Raw genomic sequence first — 15,024 nt, 5'->3', positions numbered from 1 at the left:
AAACCGTGCATGCATTGCAGGTCCGGCGTTGACTTGGAGATAGTACACAAAGTACCATCGGTTCGGGAAATGTTATTTATTAACAAAACATGAATTCAGCCGCCGAACCGGGACGTTTCGACATCGTCGCCCGAATCGCGCAATGCGCGCCGGATTTGCGTCCGGCCGAGCGCGATGTCGCGGCCCTGATTCTCGACGACCTCGCTGCCGCCTCGCGGGCGAGCATCGGCGAGCTGGCGCGGCGCGCGGGCGTGAGCGTGGCCTCCGTCACACGCTTTGCGAAGGCGGTGGGCTGTCACGATGTGCGCGAGCTCAAGCTGCGGCTCGCCCAGGCCGCCGCCGTGGGCGAGCGATTCTTGCGCGCGGCTCAGGACGAAGGCAGCCGCCGGGGCGCGGGCAAAGGCGGATCTGGCAAACCACGCCGCGGGGCGGCGTCGCCGGCGGCACAGCCCGAAGATGGGCTCGCCACGCGCGTCTACGACGAAATCCACGCAGCGCTCGCGCGCAATCATGGGCTGCTGCGCCACGCGCCGTTTGCCGAGGTCGCCGCTGAGCTGGCCAAGGCGCGCATGATCTATGTGTTCGGCATGGGCGGCGGTTCCAGCGCGCTCGCCGACGAAATGCGCTTTCGCCTCGTGCGCCTCGGCCGGCCGGTCGCGTCGTATCAGGACAGCTTGCTGCAGCGGATGGTCGCAAGCACGCTATCGTCCGATTGTGTCGTGATCGCGCTTTCCGTAACAGGACGCGTGCCCGAGCTGCTCGATGCGTGCCGCATCGCGCGCGACTACGGCGCGAAGCTGGTCGCGCTTACCGCGCCGGCATCGCCGCTGGCCGCGCTCGCCGACTGGCTCGTTCCGCTCGTCGCGAGCGAGACCGATTTCATTTACAAGCCCTCGTCCTCGCGATACGCGATGATGATGGCGATCGACGTGCTCGTGACGGAGCTCGCGCTGGCGCAGCCTGAAGCGAGCCGCGAATTGCTGCGCCGCATGAAGCTTACGCTCGACACGCATCGCGGCATTGCCGGGCGCGGCGGCGAGCGTCAACCACTGGGCGACTGAACCCCAATACGCGCGAGCCGCCAACGCCGCACGCGCTATCGACAGGAGACTGTGCCATGCATTCGCATCCGGAAGCCGCCGACACCCTGATCTTCGGCGCCATGTTGTACGACGGCACGGGCGCGCCGGGCGTCGAGCGCGATGTCGCGCTGCGCGACGGGCGCATCGCCGCCATCGGCAATCTGTCGAACTGGCTGGCGGAGGAAGTGATCGAGGCCGAGGGGCGCGCGCTTGCGCCAGGCTTCATCGACGTCCATACGCACGACGACACGCACGTGATCCGCTCGCCGCAGATGTTGCCCAAGATCAGCCAGGGCGTGACCACGGTGGTCGTCGGCAACTGCGGGATCAGCGCTGCGCCGGTGTCGCTCCAGGGCGATCCTGCCGATGGCGGCCCCCCCGATCCGATGAATCTGCTCGGCGAGCGCGACGCGTTCCAGTACCCGACCTTCGCGGCGTACGTCGACGCCGTGAACGCCGCGAAGCCCGCGGTGAACGTGGGCGCGCTGATCGGTCATACGGCGCTGCGCAGCAACCACATGGACGATCTCAAGCGCGCCGCCACCGGCGACGAGATCGCGGCCATGCGCGCGCAGCTCGAAGAGGCGCTCACGCATGGCGCGCTCGGACTCTCCACGGGCCTCGCGTATGGCAACGCCTTCGCGGCGTCGACCGAAGAAGTCCTCTCGCTTGCGGAGCCGCTCGCCGCCGCCGGCGCGCTCTACACGACGCACATGCGCACCGAATTCGACGCCATCCTCGAAGCCATGGAGGAGGCGTATTACATCGGCAAGCACGCGCGCGTGCCGGTCGTCATTTCACACCTCAAATGCGCGGGCCCGTCGAACTGGGGGCGCAGCGCGGAAGTGCTCGCGTCGCTCGAAGGCGCGCGCAAGTATCAGCCGGTGGGCTGCGATTGCTATCCGTACAGCCGCAGTTCATCGACGCTCGATCTCAAGCAGGTGACGGGCGACATCGACATCACGATCACGTGGTCGACGCCGCATCCCGAGCAGGCGGGCAAGCTCATCAAGGACATCGCGGCCGAGTGGGGCGTCTCGCAGCAGGAGGCCGGCAAGCGCTTGCAGCCAGCGGGCGCGGTCTATCACAACATGTCCGAGGACGATGTGCGCCGCATCCTCTCGCATCCCGCGACGATGGTGGGCTCGGACGGCCTGCCCAACGACCCGCTGCCGCATCCGCGCCTGTGGGGCGCATTCCCGCGCGTGCTGGGCCATTACGCGCGCGACGTTGCGCTGCTGCCGCTCGAAGAGGCGGTGCGCAAGATGACGGGTTTGTCGGCGCGGCGCTTCGGTCTCACGCAGCGCGGCGAGGTGCACGTGGGCTGGCATGCCGACCTCGTGCTGTTCGATCCCGCGAAGGTGCGCGACGCCGCGACTTTCGAGCAGCCGCAGCAGGTGGCGGAAGGCATCGACGCAGTGTGGGTGAACGGCGTGCTGTCGTACCGCGACGGCCAGCCAACCGGCGAACGCGCGGGCCACTTTGTCGCGCGGGGCACGCGTGACGCTCAGGTTTTCTAAGTTATTTTTTCGCGCACATGGTTGCGCGCCAGGCGAACTCAAAGGAGCAAACGATGAAACGAATTGGAGCAGAAGGCGGCAAGGGCCAGGGCGGACAACATCTGCCGTTCGCGCGCGCGGTGGAGGCCGACGGCTGGCTGTATGTCTCGGGCCAGACGCCGATGGAAGGCGGCGAGGTGATCAACGGCGGCATCGTCGAGCAATCGCATAAAGCCATCCAGAACCTTTTCGCAATCCTGAAGGAAGCGGGCTATGGCGCGGAGCACGTGGTGCGCTGCGGCGTGTGGCTCGACGATGCGCGCGACTTCCAGTCGTTCAACAAGGTGTTCCGCGAGTACTTCGGCGAGCATCCGCCGGCGCGCGCCTGCGTGCAGTCGAGCATGGTGGTGGACTGCAAGGTCGAAGTCGATTGCGTCGCTTACAAGGCGCCGGCAGGGAAGTAATGCGGGTGGCGCGTGAGAGCGCTTCGTGAATGTCGTTGATCACTGTGCGACAAGCACGCAAAAACCGTACAAGCGGCCGCCCGGCGATCTGGCGGCCGTTTTTTTATTCTCATTGCCGGCATCTTTGGACGTCCAGCGACATGCCGTTAGCCACCCGGTCATGGGATGAAATTCCCAATATGTGAGCGCCCCAATCACATATTGGAGATCGCGGAAAAACCGATCTACAATCCGATCCATCCGACATGACGCGCCACACGCCCCAGACAGCGGGTGGCAGTTGGCAGTCGGCATAGCCCAGACAAAAGCTCGCGGCCGCGCAATGCGTGCGGTTCAGCGGGCAAGCATCGGAGACGTCAGCCATGTTCCAGTCCGCGAATCGCGTGGCCTTGTGCCGTCCACCGTCGCGCGCAAAAGCGCGCCCCAGCGATTCGCACCATGGTCCGCAGGCTGTCGCTTGACGCCGTGCGTTTATCCCCGTCTTTCTGAACGGCCTCGCCATGAACAAAGCGATGTCCCCGAATTTCGCCGAACGCTTTACGAATGCCGAGGCAGAGTCGGCCGCTGAATCCGCCGCGGACGCTCCAGGCGCCGCTGGCCGCGCGCAATCACAAGCCAAATCCCGCGCCGGCGCCGACGAAATCGTCGGCCTGCCGGGCGCGCTGCTCGACGGCTCGGCGCAAGCCGGCACGCAGACGCTCCTGCGCGGCCTCGCCATTCTCGAAGCCGCCGCTGCCGGCGTGCGCGATCTGCGCTCGTTCGGCGCCGTGCTCGGCACGACGCGCAGCACCACGCACCGGCTTGTTTCCAGCCTCGTGCAGGCGCGCTATCTGCGCCAGGTGCAGGGCGGCTATCTGCTCGGACCCAAGCTCATCGAACTCGGCACGATCGCGCTAGAGCAAATGCCGCTCACGGCCGTCGCGCGCACGCATCTCGAAGCGCTCGCCGAGGCGACGCTCGACACGATTCACCTCGGCGTGCGCGATGGCGACGACGTGCTCTACATCGACAAGATCCCCGGCCAGCGCGGCCTCGAAATGCGCTCGCGCGTGGGGCACCGCATGCCGCTCGCGTCCACGGGCATCGGCAAGGCGATGATGCTGGATCTCTCGCCGCAGTCGTGGCGCGACTTGTTCGAGGCGTCGCGGCGCGCGCTGGCGGGCGTGAGCTTTCGCCCCGATCACAATCTCGATCCCGATACCTTTCTCAAGCGCATGGCCACGTACTCGGCCGGCGGCTACACGTTCGATCTCGAGGAAAACGAAATTTCGATTCGCTGCGTGGCCGCGCCGGTGCGCGATGCGTCGGGGGCGATCGTGGCGGCGCTATCCGTGGCGAGCACGATTCCCTACATGCCGCTCGAACGCATGGACGAACTGATTGCGGTCGTGCAGCGCGAGGCGCGCGCGATCTCGCAGGAGCTCGGCTGGCGCGTGCCGCAGCCCGCGACGCGCCGGATCCGACGATGAGCGCGCATACCACGGCGGCGCGCAGGGCGCAGGGCAAACCGGATGCCGCCAGGGCGAAACCAGCGGCGCTCATCGCGCTCGATTGGGGCACGACTTCGCTGCGCGCGTATTTGTTCGATGCGGCGGGCGAAGTGCTCGACACGCGCATGTCGACGGCTGGGATCATGAATCTGCCGGTGCCGGCAGAAGAAGGCGGTTTCGACGCCGCGTTCGACGAGGCTTGCGGCGTGTGGCTCGCGCAGTCGAGCGCGCTGCCGGTGCTCGCGGCGGGCATGGTCGGCAGCGCACAGGGCTGGGTGTCGGCGCCGTATGTGGAAACGCCCGCAGGCGAAGACGCGCTGGTGGCCGGCATCGTCAGGGTGCGCACGGCCAGCGGTGTGGAGGTGGCCGTGGTGCCGGGCGTGCTGGAGCCGGGCGCGTTGCCCAATGTCATGCGCGGCGAGGAAACGCAGATCTTTGGCGCTTTGGGTGCGCAGATCGATGCGGATCAGTCGAGCCCATCCACGAAACACCCTTCGGCGCAGCCGGCGCTGATCGGCTTGCCCGGCACGCACGCGAAATGGGTGGTGGTGGAGGGCGCGCGCATTGCGCGCTTCTACACCTTCATGACGGGCGAAGTCTACGCGGCGCTCACGGCGCACACGATCCTCGGCCGCACCATGAAGCGGCCCGCCACGCCCGATACGGCGGCGTTCCTGCGCGGCGTGACGGTGGCGCGCGAACACGGTTGTGCGGGCGTGCTGGCGACTGCGTTCAGCACGCGCACGCTGGGCCTCACCGATCAGCTTGCCGCCGATGAGCAGCCCGACTATCTCTCGGGCCTCCTGATTGGTCACGAACTGGCGGGGCTCGACGCAGTGCTCGCGCGCCGCGACGTGGAGCTGGCGGCATGCGCGCCGCGCCTGATTGGCGCCGATGCGCTGTGTGAGCGCTATCGGCTCGCGCTCGCGCAGTTCGGCTGCGGCGGCGCGCAGATCGTGCATCGGGCGACCGAGCGCGGGCTGTGGCGCATCGCGGTGCGCGCGGGCCTCGTGGCGCCAACGAACCAGACGAACCAGACGGCGTGAGCCGGGCAGAAAGCAACTCACAGGACTACGCACGATGGAACCCGACTTGAACTTGCCGGCCCCGTACACGCCTCACGCAGGCTTCATGGCCGCATTTGGCGCCTGCCGGATGGTCGCGATCATGCGCGGCATCCAGCCCGCCGAAGCTGCCGACCATGGCCGCGCGCTCTACGAGGCAGGCTTCCGGCTCATCGAGGTGCCGCTCAATTCGCCGTCGCCGCTCGAGAGCATCGCGGCGCTGCGCGCGGCGCTGCCCGCCGACGCCATGATCGGTGCGGGCACGGTGCTCACGACGGCGCACGTGCGCGACGTCAAGGCTGCCGGCGGCGAACTGATCGTGATGCCGCACGCGGACACCGACGTGATTCTCGCGGCCAAACTGCAAGGCCTCGCCTGCGTGCCGGGCGTGGCGACGCCGACCGAAGCGTTCGCGGCGCTCAAATACGGCGCCGATGCGCTCAAGATGTTCCCCGCCGAGCAACTGGGCCCCGAGGTGACGAAGGCATGGCGCGCGGTCATTCCCGGCGTCGTGCCGCTTCTGCCCGTGGGCGGCGTGAAGCCGGACAACATGGGGCCGCAGCTGGCGGCGGGCGCGAGCGGCTTCGGCCTGGGGTCCGCGCTCTACAAGCCGGGCCAGGACGTGGCGGCGACGCGTGCGAATGCGCTCGCGTTCATCGCGGGCTGGCGCGCCACCCAAAACGCACAAGCCGGCGTGCAAGGAGCGAAAGCGTGAACCGCCTGGACGGCAAGGTCGCGATCGTGACCGGCGCGGGACGCGGCATCGGTGCCGCGATCGCGCGCGCGTTTGCGGCCGAGGGCGCGGCGGTCGTGCTTGCCGAGCTCGACGGCGCGAGCGCCGAGGCCACGGCGCGCGAGATCGCGCAGGCGCAGCCCGGCGCGCGCACGCTCGCGGTGCCTACCGACGTCACGCAAGCAACGTCGATGCAAGCAGCAGTGGCCGCCGCCGGGCGCGCGTTCGGCCCCGTCGACGTGCTCGTGAACAACGCGGGCATCAACGTGTTCGCGGACCCGCTCACGATGACCGACGACGACTGGCGCCGCTGCTTCGCCGTCGATCTGGACGGCGTCTGGAACGGCTGCCGCGCCGTGCTGCCCGGCATGATCGAGCGCCGCGCAGGCAGCATCGTGAACATCGCCTCGACGCACGCGTTCCAGATCATTCCGGGCTGCTTCCCGTACCCGGTTGCGAAGCACGGCGTGATCGGCCTCACGCGGGCCCTCGGCATCGAATACGCGCCGAAGAACGTGCGCGTGAACGCGATCGCGCCGGGCTACATCGAAACGCAACTCACGCACGACTGGTGGAACGCGCAGCCCGACCCCGAGGCGGCACGCCGCGCGACGCTCGAATTGCCGCCGATGAAGCGCATCGGCCGGCCGGAGGAGGTCGCGATGACAGCCGTGTTCCTCGCCTCGGACGAAGCGCCGTTCATCAACGCGAGCTGCATCACGATCGATGGCGGACGCACGGCGCTGCATCACGAGTAGAGAAGAAAAGAACACGCAGGACCTTCGCCGCAGCGCTGGCCGCGCGCGGGCGGATGAAGAAAAAGCGGCCGCTACCTTCCCGTGACTGAAGAAGACAGGAGACAGACACCATGCAACGCAGGATTTTCCTCACGCTGTTGGCCGCCGCAACGACCGCGATGCTCGCACAGGCCCCTGTTGCGCAGGCCGCCGACCCGGTCAAGATCGGCTTTCTGGTGAAGCAGCCCGAAGAGCCGTGGTTCCAGGACGAGTGGAAGTTTGCCGAGATGGCTGCCAAGAAGGATGGCTTCACGCTCGTGAAGATCGGCGCGCCTTCGGGCGAGAAGGTCATGAGCGCGATCGACAATCTCGCGGCGCAAAAGGCCCAGGGCTTCATCATCTGCACGCCCGACGTGAAGCTCGGGCCGGGCATCGTCGCCAAGGCCAAGGCCGACAAGCTCAAGATGATGACCGTGGACGACCGCCTCGTCGACGGCGCGGGCAAACCGATCGAAGCCGTGCCGCACATGGGCATCTCCGCCTACAACATCGGCAAGCAGGTGGGCGACGGCATTGCTGCCGAGATCAAGAAGCGCGGCTGGGACATGAAGGACGTGGGCGCCATCGACGTGACCTACGAGCAGTTGCCGACCGCGCATGACCGCACGACGGGCGCGACCGACGCGCTGGTGGCCGCGGGCTTCCCGAAGGCCAACATCATCGCCGCGCCGCAGGCCAAGACCGATACGGAGAACGCCTTCAACGCCGCCAATATCGCGCTCACCAAGAACCCGCAGTTCAAGCACTGGGTGGCCTACGGCCTGAACGACGAAGCCGTGCTGGGCGCCGTGCGCGCTGCGGAAGGCCGCGGCTTCAAGGCCGACAACATGATCGGCATCGGCATCGGCGGCTCGGACTCCGCGCTCAACGAGTTCAAGAAGCCCGAGCCGACCGGCTTCTTCGGCACGGTCATCATCAGCCCGAAGCGCCACGGCGAGGAGACGTCGGAGCTCATGTACGCGTGGATCACGCAAGGCAAGACCCCGCCGATGCTCACGCTCACGACCGGCATGCTGGCGACGCGCGACAACGTGGGTCAGGTGCGCGAGCAGATGGGACTTGCCTCGAAGTAGGAAAGAAAAGCTTTCACGCGAAGGAAAGGGTTTGAGGTATTTCCCACTGCAGGGCGGCCGGCGTGCGAGCGAAGCAGGCGAAGCGCGCGCGCCGGCCGTATGCGGCGAATCGGCAGTGAATCGAATGAGAGGAAACCGAAGTGTCAGCGACACTGCGTTTTGACAATATCGGCAAGGTGTTTCCCGGCGTGCGCGCGCTCGATGGCGTGTCGTTCGACGTGCATGCGGGCGAAGTGCATGGCTTGATGGGCGAGAACGGCGCGGGCAAGTCCACGCTGCTGAAAATCCTCGGCGGCGAGTATCAGCCCGATTCGGGCCGCATCCTGATGGATGGCAACGAGGTGCGCTTCGCCGATGCGGCCGCGTCGATCGGCGCGGGCATTGCCGTGATTCACCAGGAGCTGCAATATGTGCCCGACCTCACGGTCGCGGAGAATCTGTTGCTGGGCGCGCTGCCCAATGCGCTCGGCTGGGTGAAGCGCGGCGAGGCGCGCCGGTTCGTGCGCGAGCGGCTTGGCGCGATGGGCGTGGATCTCGATCCCGCCGCGAAGCTGCGCAAGCTCTCCATCGCGCAGCGCCAGATGGTGGAAATCTGCAAGGCGCTGCTGCGCAATGCGCGCGTGCTCGCGCTCGACGAGCCCACGAGTTCGCTCTCGCACCGCGAGACCGAAGTGCTTTTCAAGCTCGTGCGCGAGCTGCGTGCCGATAACCGCGCGCTTATCTACATCTCGCATCGCATGGACGAGATTTACGAGCTCTGCAATGCCTGCACGATTTTCCGCGACGGCCGCAAGATCGCCTCGCATGAGAAGCTCGAAGAGGTCAAGCGCACGACGCTCGTGGCCGAAATGGTGGGTCGCGAGATCAGCGACATCTACAACTACTCGCCGCGCGAGCATGGCAAGGTGCGCTTCGCGGTGCGCGGCATCGAAGGGCATCCGCTCAACGAGGCGGCCAGCTTCGAAGTCAAGGCGGGCGAGATCGTCGGCTTTTTCGGGCTCGTGGGCGCGGGTCGCAGCGAGCTCATGCAGCTGATCTACGGCACGCACAAGCGGCGTGCGGGCGAGATCGAACTCGACGGCAAGCCGGTCCGCGTGAAGTGCGCGAGCGACGCGATTCGCCATGGCATCGTGCTGTGCCCGGAAGACCGCAAGGAACAGGGGATCGTTGCGATGGCAACGGTATCGGAGAACATCAACATCAGCTGCCGCCGCCATTTCCTGCGCGCGGGCATGTTTCTCGATCGCAAGAAGGAAGCCGAAACGGCCGACCGCTTCATCAAGCTGCTGAAGATCAAGACGCCGAGCCGCCGCCAGAAGATCCGCTTTCTTTCGGGCGGCAACCAGCAGAAGGCGATTCTGTCGCGCTGGCTCGCCGAGCCCGACCTCAAAGTGGTGATTCTCGACGAGCCCACGCGCGGCATCGACGTCGGTGCGAAGCACGAAATCTACAACGTGATCTACCAGCTGGCTGCGCGCGGCTGCGCGATCGTGATGGTGTCATCGGAATTGCCGGAGGTGCTTGGCGTGTCGGACCGCATCGTGGTCATGCGCGAAGGCCGCATTTCCGGCGAGTTGCCGCGCAGCGCGGCGAGCGAACATGCGGTGCTGGACCTTGCGCTGCCGCAGGGCGCGCAGGCAAAAGCCGCATGAGTGGACGGGGAGGAGTGACTGAAATGCAAGCGAGAGAAAACCTGGCGGCCGAAGCCGCCGATGCAGCGAAGAGCGTCGCGCACAGCGCCGCCGAAGCGCTGATTCCGAAGGCCAGCGACAAGCAGAAGTGGTGGCAGCAGATCACCGAGTACAGCCTCATCGTGATCTTCGCGATCATGTTCATCACGATGTCGCTGACCGTCGATCATTTCTTCTCGATCGAGAACATGCTTGGCCTCGCGCTGTCGATCTCGCAGATCGGCATGGTGGCCTGCACGATGATGTTCTGTCTCGCCTCGCGCGACTTCGATCTTTCCGTGGGCTCGACTGTCGCGTTCGCTGGCGTGCTCTGCGCGATGGTGCTCAACGCCACCAATAACACCTTCATCGCGATCGTTGCCGCCGTGGCTGCGGGGGCCGCGATCGGCTTCGTGAACGGCGCGGTGATCGCGTATCTGCGCATCAATGCGCTGATCACCACGCTCGCGACCATGGAGATCGTGCGCGGGCTCGGCTTCATCGTCTCGCATGGCCAGGCCGTGGGCGTGTCCTCAGACACCTTCATCGCCATGGGCACGGCATCGTTCTTCGGCGTGCAACTGCCGATCTGGGTCACGCTCGTGTGCTTCATCGTGTTCGGCGTGATGCTCAACCAGACCGTGTACGGGCGCAATACGCTCGCCATCGGCGGCAATCCGGAAGCTTCGCGGCTCGCGGGCATCAAGGTCGAGCGCACGCGCGTGTGGATCTTCCTGATCCAGGGCGCGGTGACGGCGCTCGCGGGCGTGATTCTCGCTTCGCGCATCACCTCGGGGCAGCCGAACGCAGCCGAAGGCTTCGAGCTGAACGTGATTTCCGCGTGCGTGCTGGGCGGCGTGTCGCTGCTCGGTGGCCGCGCGACGATCTCGGGCGTGGTGATCGGCGTGCTCATCATGGGCACGGTCGAGAACGTGATGAACCTGCTCAACATTGACGCGTTCTACCAGTACCTGGTGCGTGGCGCGATCCTGCTCGCGGCGGTTCTGCTCGACCAGTTGAAGAATCGTGGCGCGCGTGATTGAAGCCTGCGATCGGGCGATTAACGGAGCGATTAATCAGGAATCGATATGACAATGTCTTCCAGCAACGCGCATGAAGGCTATGCACGCTACCCGAGCCTCGCGGGCCGCGTGGTGTTGATAACGGGCGGTGCGACTGGCATCGGCGCCTCGTTCGTCGAGCACTTCGCCGCCCAGGGCGCGCGCGTGGCGTTCTTCGATATCGATGTGAGCGCGGGCCAGGCGCTGGCCGATACGCTCGGCGATTCGCGCCACAAGCCGCTCTTTCTCGCCTGCGACCTCACCGATATCGCCGCGCTGCGCGCGGCCATCGCCGATGTGAAAGCGGCACTCGGGCCCATCGAGGTGCTCGTGAACAATGCCGCGAATGACCGCCGGCATACGCTCGCCGAAGTCACGCCCGAGTCGTTCGACGCCGGGGTCGCCGTGAACTTGCGGCATCAACTTTTCGCGGTGCAGGCAGTAGCGGAGGACATGAAGGCCGCACGCGCGGGCTCGATCATCAACCTCGGCTCGATCAGCTGGATGCTCAAGCAGGCCGATCTGCCGGTCTACACGATGAGCAAATCGGCGGTGCAGGGGCTCACGCGCGGGCTCGCGAAAGACCTCGGGCAATACGGCATCCGCGTGAATTCGCTCTTGCCGGGCTGGGTGATGACCGAGAAGCAGCGACGCCTGTGGCTCACCGACGAAGGGCGCGAGAACATCAAGCGCGGGCAATGCATCGACGCCGAACTGCGGCCCGAGGACCTCGCGCGCATGGCGCTTTTTCTCGCGGCCGACGACAGCCGCATGATCACCGCACAGGAGATGGTGGTGGACGGAGGCTGGGCTTGAGCGCGAACCGAAGCGGTCACCGAAGCGATCACGCAAAGGCACCGGACAACGCGTCGGCCGCGCTGCTGGTGGATGCGAAATGCGAGCTGGGCGAAGGCGCGACATGGTGCGCGCGCAGCGGCCGGCTGTATTGGACCGACATCGAAGGCAAGCGTTTGTGGCGCTACGACGTGCGCGAGGACCAGCACGTGACGTGGGCGATGCCGGAGCGCCTCGCGTGCTTCGCGCTTTGCGAGGACGCGCGCACGCTGCTGCTGGGCCTCGAGTCGCGGCTGGCGTTCTTCGATCTGGAAACGGGCGTGGTCGACACCATCGTCGAGGTCGAGCCGGGCGTGCCCACGCGCCTCAATGACGGGCGCTGCGACCGCGAGGGGCGTTTCGTGTTCGGCACGAAGTACGAGGCAACGCCGATGCAGGCAATCGGCGGGTTCTATCGTTTGAATCGCGACCTTACGCTCGAGCGCCTGCCGTTGCCCGCGCCGGCGATTTCGAACAGCATCGCGTTCAGCCCCGACGGATCGACGATGTATTACTGCGATTCGCTCACGCGCAAGATCTGTGCGTGCGATTACAACGCGGGCGGTGTGGACGGGACGATTGCAAACCTGCGCGTCTTTACCACGCTGACGGACGAGACCGGCGTGCCGGACGGCTCGACCGTCGATGCAGAAGGCGGGTTGTGGAACGCGCAATGGGGCGGCGGGCGCGTGGTGCGCTACGGTGCGGATGGCGTGGAAACTACGCGCGTAAAGATTCCCACAGCGCAGCCTAGCTGCGTTACCCTCGGCGGAGTGTTGCTGGACACGCTTTATGTCACGAGCGCGCGTGCGGAAATGGAACCGGCGACGCTGGCGCGTGAGCCGTATGCGGGCGGTGTCTTCGCAGTCCGAATCAGCCATGCGGGTCTTGTTGAGCCGCCGTTTCAAGGCGCTCGGCGCGCTTGATTGAAGGTATCGAGCGTTGCGCCGGAATCGCGCTGGAACCGTTTTGCAAGGTGGCCAGCGCGTGTAGACGCGTTGTAGTTCGGCAACAGAAAGCACCCGATAAAGAAAGAGCAGGGCGAACACAAGAAGCGGCCGCAGGACCCGTGCACGAGCAGGCAAGACGCGCGAGCACGGTGCCGGCAGGCCACCGGTGAGCCGCCTGTTGCGGCGGCGATCGATCAAGCCTCTCGAGGAGCATCTCATGAGCGTTGCGAATTCCGCTGTGCGTCGGCCTGGCGCCTCGTCCGCCTCAACGGCTTCCGCGGTGTCACCTGCCGCTGCACGGCGTGCGCGGCTCGAAGCCGCCACCCATCCAGTCCTCGCGGGGCCGAGCACCTCGGCGGTGGCGATTGGTGCGGCAGGCACGGGCGACGTGGCCTGTGTGACGCTGGCGAACGCGTATCTGAGACTCGACGTCGCGCCGCAACTGGGCGGCGGCATCACGCGCTTCGACTGGCGCAGCGAAGGCGCGCTCGAGCCGGTATTCCGGCGCTGCGAGCGCGTGAACGCACGCATGGACCCGAACGAACTTGCGTGCTACCCGCTGCTGCCGTATTCGAATCGTATCGGCGCGGGGCGCTTTCAGTTTGGCGGACGGAAGATCGAAGTGCCGCGCAATCGCGCGAGCGAGCCGTTGCCGATCCACGGCGATGGGTGGCTCGCGCACTGGAGTATCGAGGAGGCCGATCGCGAGCGCGTGCGCCTCGTGCTCGATCGCAGTGACGGCGAGCCCTACGCCTATCGCGCCGTGCTCACCTATGCGCTCGACGGCGCGACGCTTGCGATGACGCTGGAAGTGGAGAACACGGGCCGCGAAGCGTTGCCGTTCGGCCTGGGCGTGCATCCGTTCCTTGCACGCGACGCGAGCACCGAGCTTTCGGCGCCCGCGAGCGGCCTGTGGCTATCGGGCGCCGACTGGCTGCCGGTGCGCCACGTGCCCGCCCCGCCCGCGTGGCAGTTCGGCGTGGCGTATCCGTTGCCGGCGCAACTGGTGAACCACGCCTTCAGCGGCTGGAGCGGGCGCGCCGCCGTGGTCTGGGAACGCCGCCGGCTGTCGCTCTCGATCTGCGCGAACACCGACTATTACGTGCTCTACACGCCGCCCGGCGAGCGCTTCTTCTGCTTCGAGCCCGTCGATCATCCGATCAACGCGGTCAATCTCGAAGGCGGCGGCGGGGCGCATGGGATGACCGTGCTGGGTCACGGCGAGCGGCTCGTGCGCACATTCAGCTTCACCGTCGAGCGCATGGATATGCGTGCGACGGCGAATCCGCACCGCGAGGGCGCGCGTGGACGGGCCGGGGCGCGAGGCGCGAAGGGGTCGCGCGGACGGCGCGCGGCGGGCTGACTGTTGTTGACCGATGCCGCCGGGGCCGCGGTGTTCGTGGCGCGGCGCGATGCCGGCCGCCAAGCCGGGTAAAATACGCGCCGTTTTCCCTACACCGGCTCACCGCGAGTCTTCACCATGACTTCCTTTACACAGACCCTCGGTGCCGCCTGGCAGCGCACCGGCTCGCTGCTGTGCGTCGGCCTCGACCCCGAGCCCACGAAATTCCCGGCCGCGCTGGCGGGCCGCAGCGACGCGATCTTCGAATTCTGCCGTGACATCGTCGATGCCACGGCGCCCTATGCATGCTCGTTCAAGCCGCAGATCGCGTACTTCGCCGCGCATCGCGCCGAAGACCAGCTCGAAGCGCTGATCGCCCATATCCACGAGAAGCATCCGGGCCTGCCCGTGATCCTCGACGCCAAGCGCGGCGACATCGGCAGCACCGCCGAGCAGTACGCGCGCGAGGCGTTCGAGCGCTTCAAGGCCGATGCGGTGACGGTCAATCCCTATATGGGCTTCGACTCGATCGAGCCGTGGCTGGCGCATGAGGGCAAGGGCGTGATCGTGCTGTGCCGCACCTCTAACCCCGGCGGCTCCGATCTGCAATTCCTCACCGTCGATGGCAAGCCGCTCTACCAGATCGTGGCCTCGCTCGCGGCGCAAAAGTGGAACGCGAGCGGCGAGCTCGGCCTCGTGGTGGGCGCGACGTTCCCGAAGGAAATCGAGACGGTGCGCGCGCTCGTCGGCGACATGCCGCTGCTGATTCCCGGCATCGGCGCGCAAGGCGGCGACGTCGAAGCCACGGTGAAGGCGGGCCGCAGTGCCAATGGCACGGGCATGCTCATCAACTCGTCGCGCGCGATCATCTACGCGAGCAAGGGCGAGGATTATGCGCTGGCGGCTGCAAAAGCCGCGCAGGATACGCGCGACAAGATCAATGCGTATCGCTGATGCGGACGCGG

Annotated in this window: 14 protein-coding genes; all 14 read left to right on the top strand. The window is 66.6% G+C overall.

The annotated features are described in order from the left end of the window. Positions 1 to 89 precede the first annotated feature (89 nt). The 14 genes from PWP93_RS10845 to pyrF all read left to right on the top strand — a co-directional run bounded on the left by PWP93_RS10845 (position 90) and on the right by pyrF (position 15,013). The gene (locus tag PWP93_RS10845) at positions 90 to 1,061 is read left to right on the top strand and encodes a MurR/RpiR family transcriptional regulator (RefSeq protein ID WP_421044484.1); all 972 of its coding nucleotides are present in this window, start codon (positions 90 to 92) and stop codon (positions 1,059 to 1,061) included. Positions 1,062 to 1,117: 56 nt separating this feature from the next. Next, complete coding sequence (locus PWP93_RS10840; protein ID WP_421044483.1) at positions 1,118 to 2,602, top strand: N-acyl-D-amino-acid deacylase family protein; 1,485 nt, start codon at positions 1,118 to 1,120, stop codon at positions 2,600 to 2,602. Between the two features lie 53 nt (positions 2,603 to 2,655). Then, positions 2,656 to 3,045, top strand: coding sequence for a RidA family protein (locus tag PWP93_RS10835; RefSeq protein ID WP_028216230.1), 390 nt, complete (start codon positions 2,656 to 2,658; stop codon positions 3,043 to 3,045). Between the two features lie 500 nt (positions 3,046 to 3,545). Then, the gene (locus PWP93_RS10830; protein ID WP_421022969.1) at positions 3,546 to 4,514 is read left to right on the top strand and encodes an IclR family transcriptional regulator; all 969 of its coding nucleotides are present in this window, start codon (positions 3,546 to 3,548) and stop codon (positions 4,512 to 4,514) included. Next, positions 4,511 to 5,581 carry a 2-dehydro-3-deoxygalactonokinase gene (locus tag PWP93_RS10825; RefSeq protein ID WP_421044482.1) on the top strand — a complete coding sequence of 357 codons (1,071 nt, stop codon included), beginning with the start codon at positions 4,511 to 4,513 and terminating at the stop codon, positions 5,579 to 5,581. Before PWP93_RS10830 ends, PWP93_RS10825 begins: the two co-directional genes overlap by 4 nt. Positions 5,582 to 5,615: 34 nt before the next feature. Then, positions 5,616 to 6,314, top strand: a complete 699-nt coding sequence (locus tag PWP93_RS10820; protein WP_421044481.1) for a 2-dehydro-3-deoxy-6-phosphogalactonate aldolase — start codon at positions 5,616 to 5,618, stop codon at positions 6,312 to 6,314. Beyond that, positions 6,311 to 7,090, top strand: a complete 780-nt coding sequence (locus tag PWP93_RS10815) for an SDR family oxidoreductase (RefSeq protein ID WP_421044480.1) — start codon at positions 6,311 to 6,313, stop codon at positions 7,088 to 7,090. Before PWP93_RS10820 ends, PWP93_RS10815 begins: the two co-directional genes overlap by 4 nt. Before the next feature lie 110 nt (positions 7,091 to 7,200). Continuing rightward, positions 7,201 to 8,202, top strand: coding sequence for an arabinose ABC transporter substrate-binding protein (locus tag PWP93_RS10810; RefSeq protein ID WP_035534120.1), 1,002 nt, complete (start codon positions 7,201 to 7,203; stop codon positions 8,200 to 8,202). Positions 8,203 to 8,342: 140 nt separating this feature from the next. Further along, positions 8,343 to 9,854, top strand: a complete 1,512-nt coding sequence (gene araG / locus PWP93_RS10805) for an L-arabinose ABC transporter ATP-binding protein AraG (protein WP_421044479.1) — start codon at positions 8,343 to 8,345, stop codon at positions 9,852 to 9,854. 23 nt (positions 9,855 to 9,877) lie between these two features. Beyond that, on the top strand, positions 9,878 to 10,915 hold the full coding sequence (gene araH / locus PWP93_RS10800; RefSeq protein ID WP_421022975.1) for an L-arabinose ABC transporter permease AraH: 1,038 nt from the start codon (positions 9,878 to 9,880) through the stop codon (positions 10,913 to 10,915). Between the two features lie 45 nt (positions 10,916 to 10,960). Then, entirely contained in the window at positions 10,961 to 11,749 is a 789-nt protein-coding gene (locus tag PWP93_RS10795) for an SDR family NAD(P)-dependent oxidoreductase (protein WP_421044478.1), read from the top strand. Further along, positions 11,746 to 12,693, top strand: a complete 948-nt coding sequence (locus PWP93_RS10790; protein ID WP_421044477.1) for an SMP-30/gluconolactonase/LRE family protein — start codon at positions 11,746 to 11,748, stop codon at positions 12,691 to 12,693. Before PWP93_RS10795 ends, PWP93_RS10790 begins: the two co-directional genes overlap by 4 nt. Before the next feature lie 241 nt (positions 12,694 to 12,934). Beyond that, entirely contained in the window at positions 12,935 to 14,080 is a 1,146-nt protein-coding gene (locus PWP93_RS10785) for an aldose 1-epimerase (RefSeq protein ID WP_421044476.1), read from the top strand. A gap of 117 nt (positions 14,081 to 14,197) precedes the next feature. After that, on the top strand, positions 14,198 to 15,013 hold the full coding sequence (gene pyrF / locus PWP93_RS10780; RefSeq protein WP_421042580.1) for an orotidine-5'-phosphate decarboxylase: 816 nt from the start codon (positions 14,198 to 14,200) through the stop codon (positions 15,011 to 15,013). The last annotated feature ends 11 nt before the right edge of the window (positions 15,014 to 15,024 follow it).

The organism is Paraburkholderia sp. A1RI-2L (assembly GCF_048957375.1).
Taxonomy (GTDB): domain Bacteria; phylum Pseudomonadota; class Gammaproteobacteria; order Burkholderiales; family Burkholderiaceae; genus Paraburkholderia.
Note: the sequence above shows the minus strand (reverse complement) of the source record. Positions and strands in the feature narration are given on the sequence as shown.

Coding starts and splice junctions, on each gene's coding strand:
- araH (WP_421022975.1), top strand. CDS start 9,878: ATGCAAGCGAGAGAAAACCTGGCGGCCGAAGCCGCCGATGCAGCGAAG.
- PWP93_RS10825 (WP_421044482.1), top strand. CDS start 4,511: ATGAGCGCGCATACCACGGCGGCGCGCAGGGCGCAGGGCAAACCGGAT.
- PWP93_RS10820 (WP_421044481.1), top strand. CDS start 5,616: ATGGAACCCGACTTGAACTTGCCGGCCCCGTACACGCCTCACGCAGGC.
- pyrF (WP_421042580.1), top strand. CDS start 14,198: ATGACTTCCTTTACACAGACCCTCGGTGCCGCCTGGCAGCGCACCGGC.
- PWP93_RS10785 (WP_421044476.1), top strand. CDS start 12,935: ATGAGCGTTGCGAATTCCGCTGTGCGTCGGCCTGGCGCCTCGTCCGCC.
- PWP93_RS10845 (WP_421044484.1), top strand. CDS start 90: ATGAATTCAGCCGCCGAACCGGGACGTTTCGACATCGTCGCCCGAATC.
- PWP93_RS10795 (WP_421044478.1), top strand. CDS start 10,961: ATGACAATGTCTTCCAGCAACGCGCATGAAGGCTATGCACGCTACCCG.
- PWP93_RS10810 (WP_035534120.1), top strand. CDS start 7,201: ATGCAACGCAGGATTTTCCTCACGCTGTTGGCCGCCGCAACGACCGCG.
- PWP93_RS10840 (WP_421044483.1), top strand. CDS start 1,118: ATGCATTCGCATCCGGAAGCCGCCGACACCCTGATCTTCGGCGCCATG.
- PWP93_RS10830 (WP_421022969.1), top strand. CDS start 3,546: ATGAACAAAGCGATGTCCCCGAATTTCGCCGAACGCTTTACGAATGCC.
- PWP93_RS10835 (WP_028216230.1), top strand. CDS start 2,656: ATGAAACGAATTGGAGCAGAAGGCGGCAAGGGCCAGGGCGGACAACAT.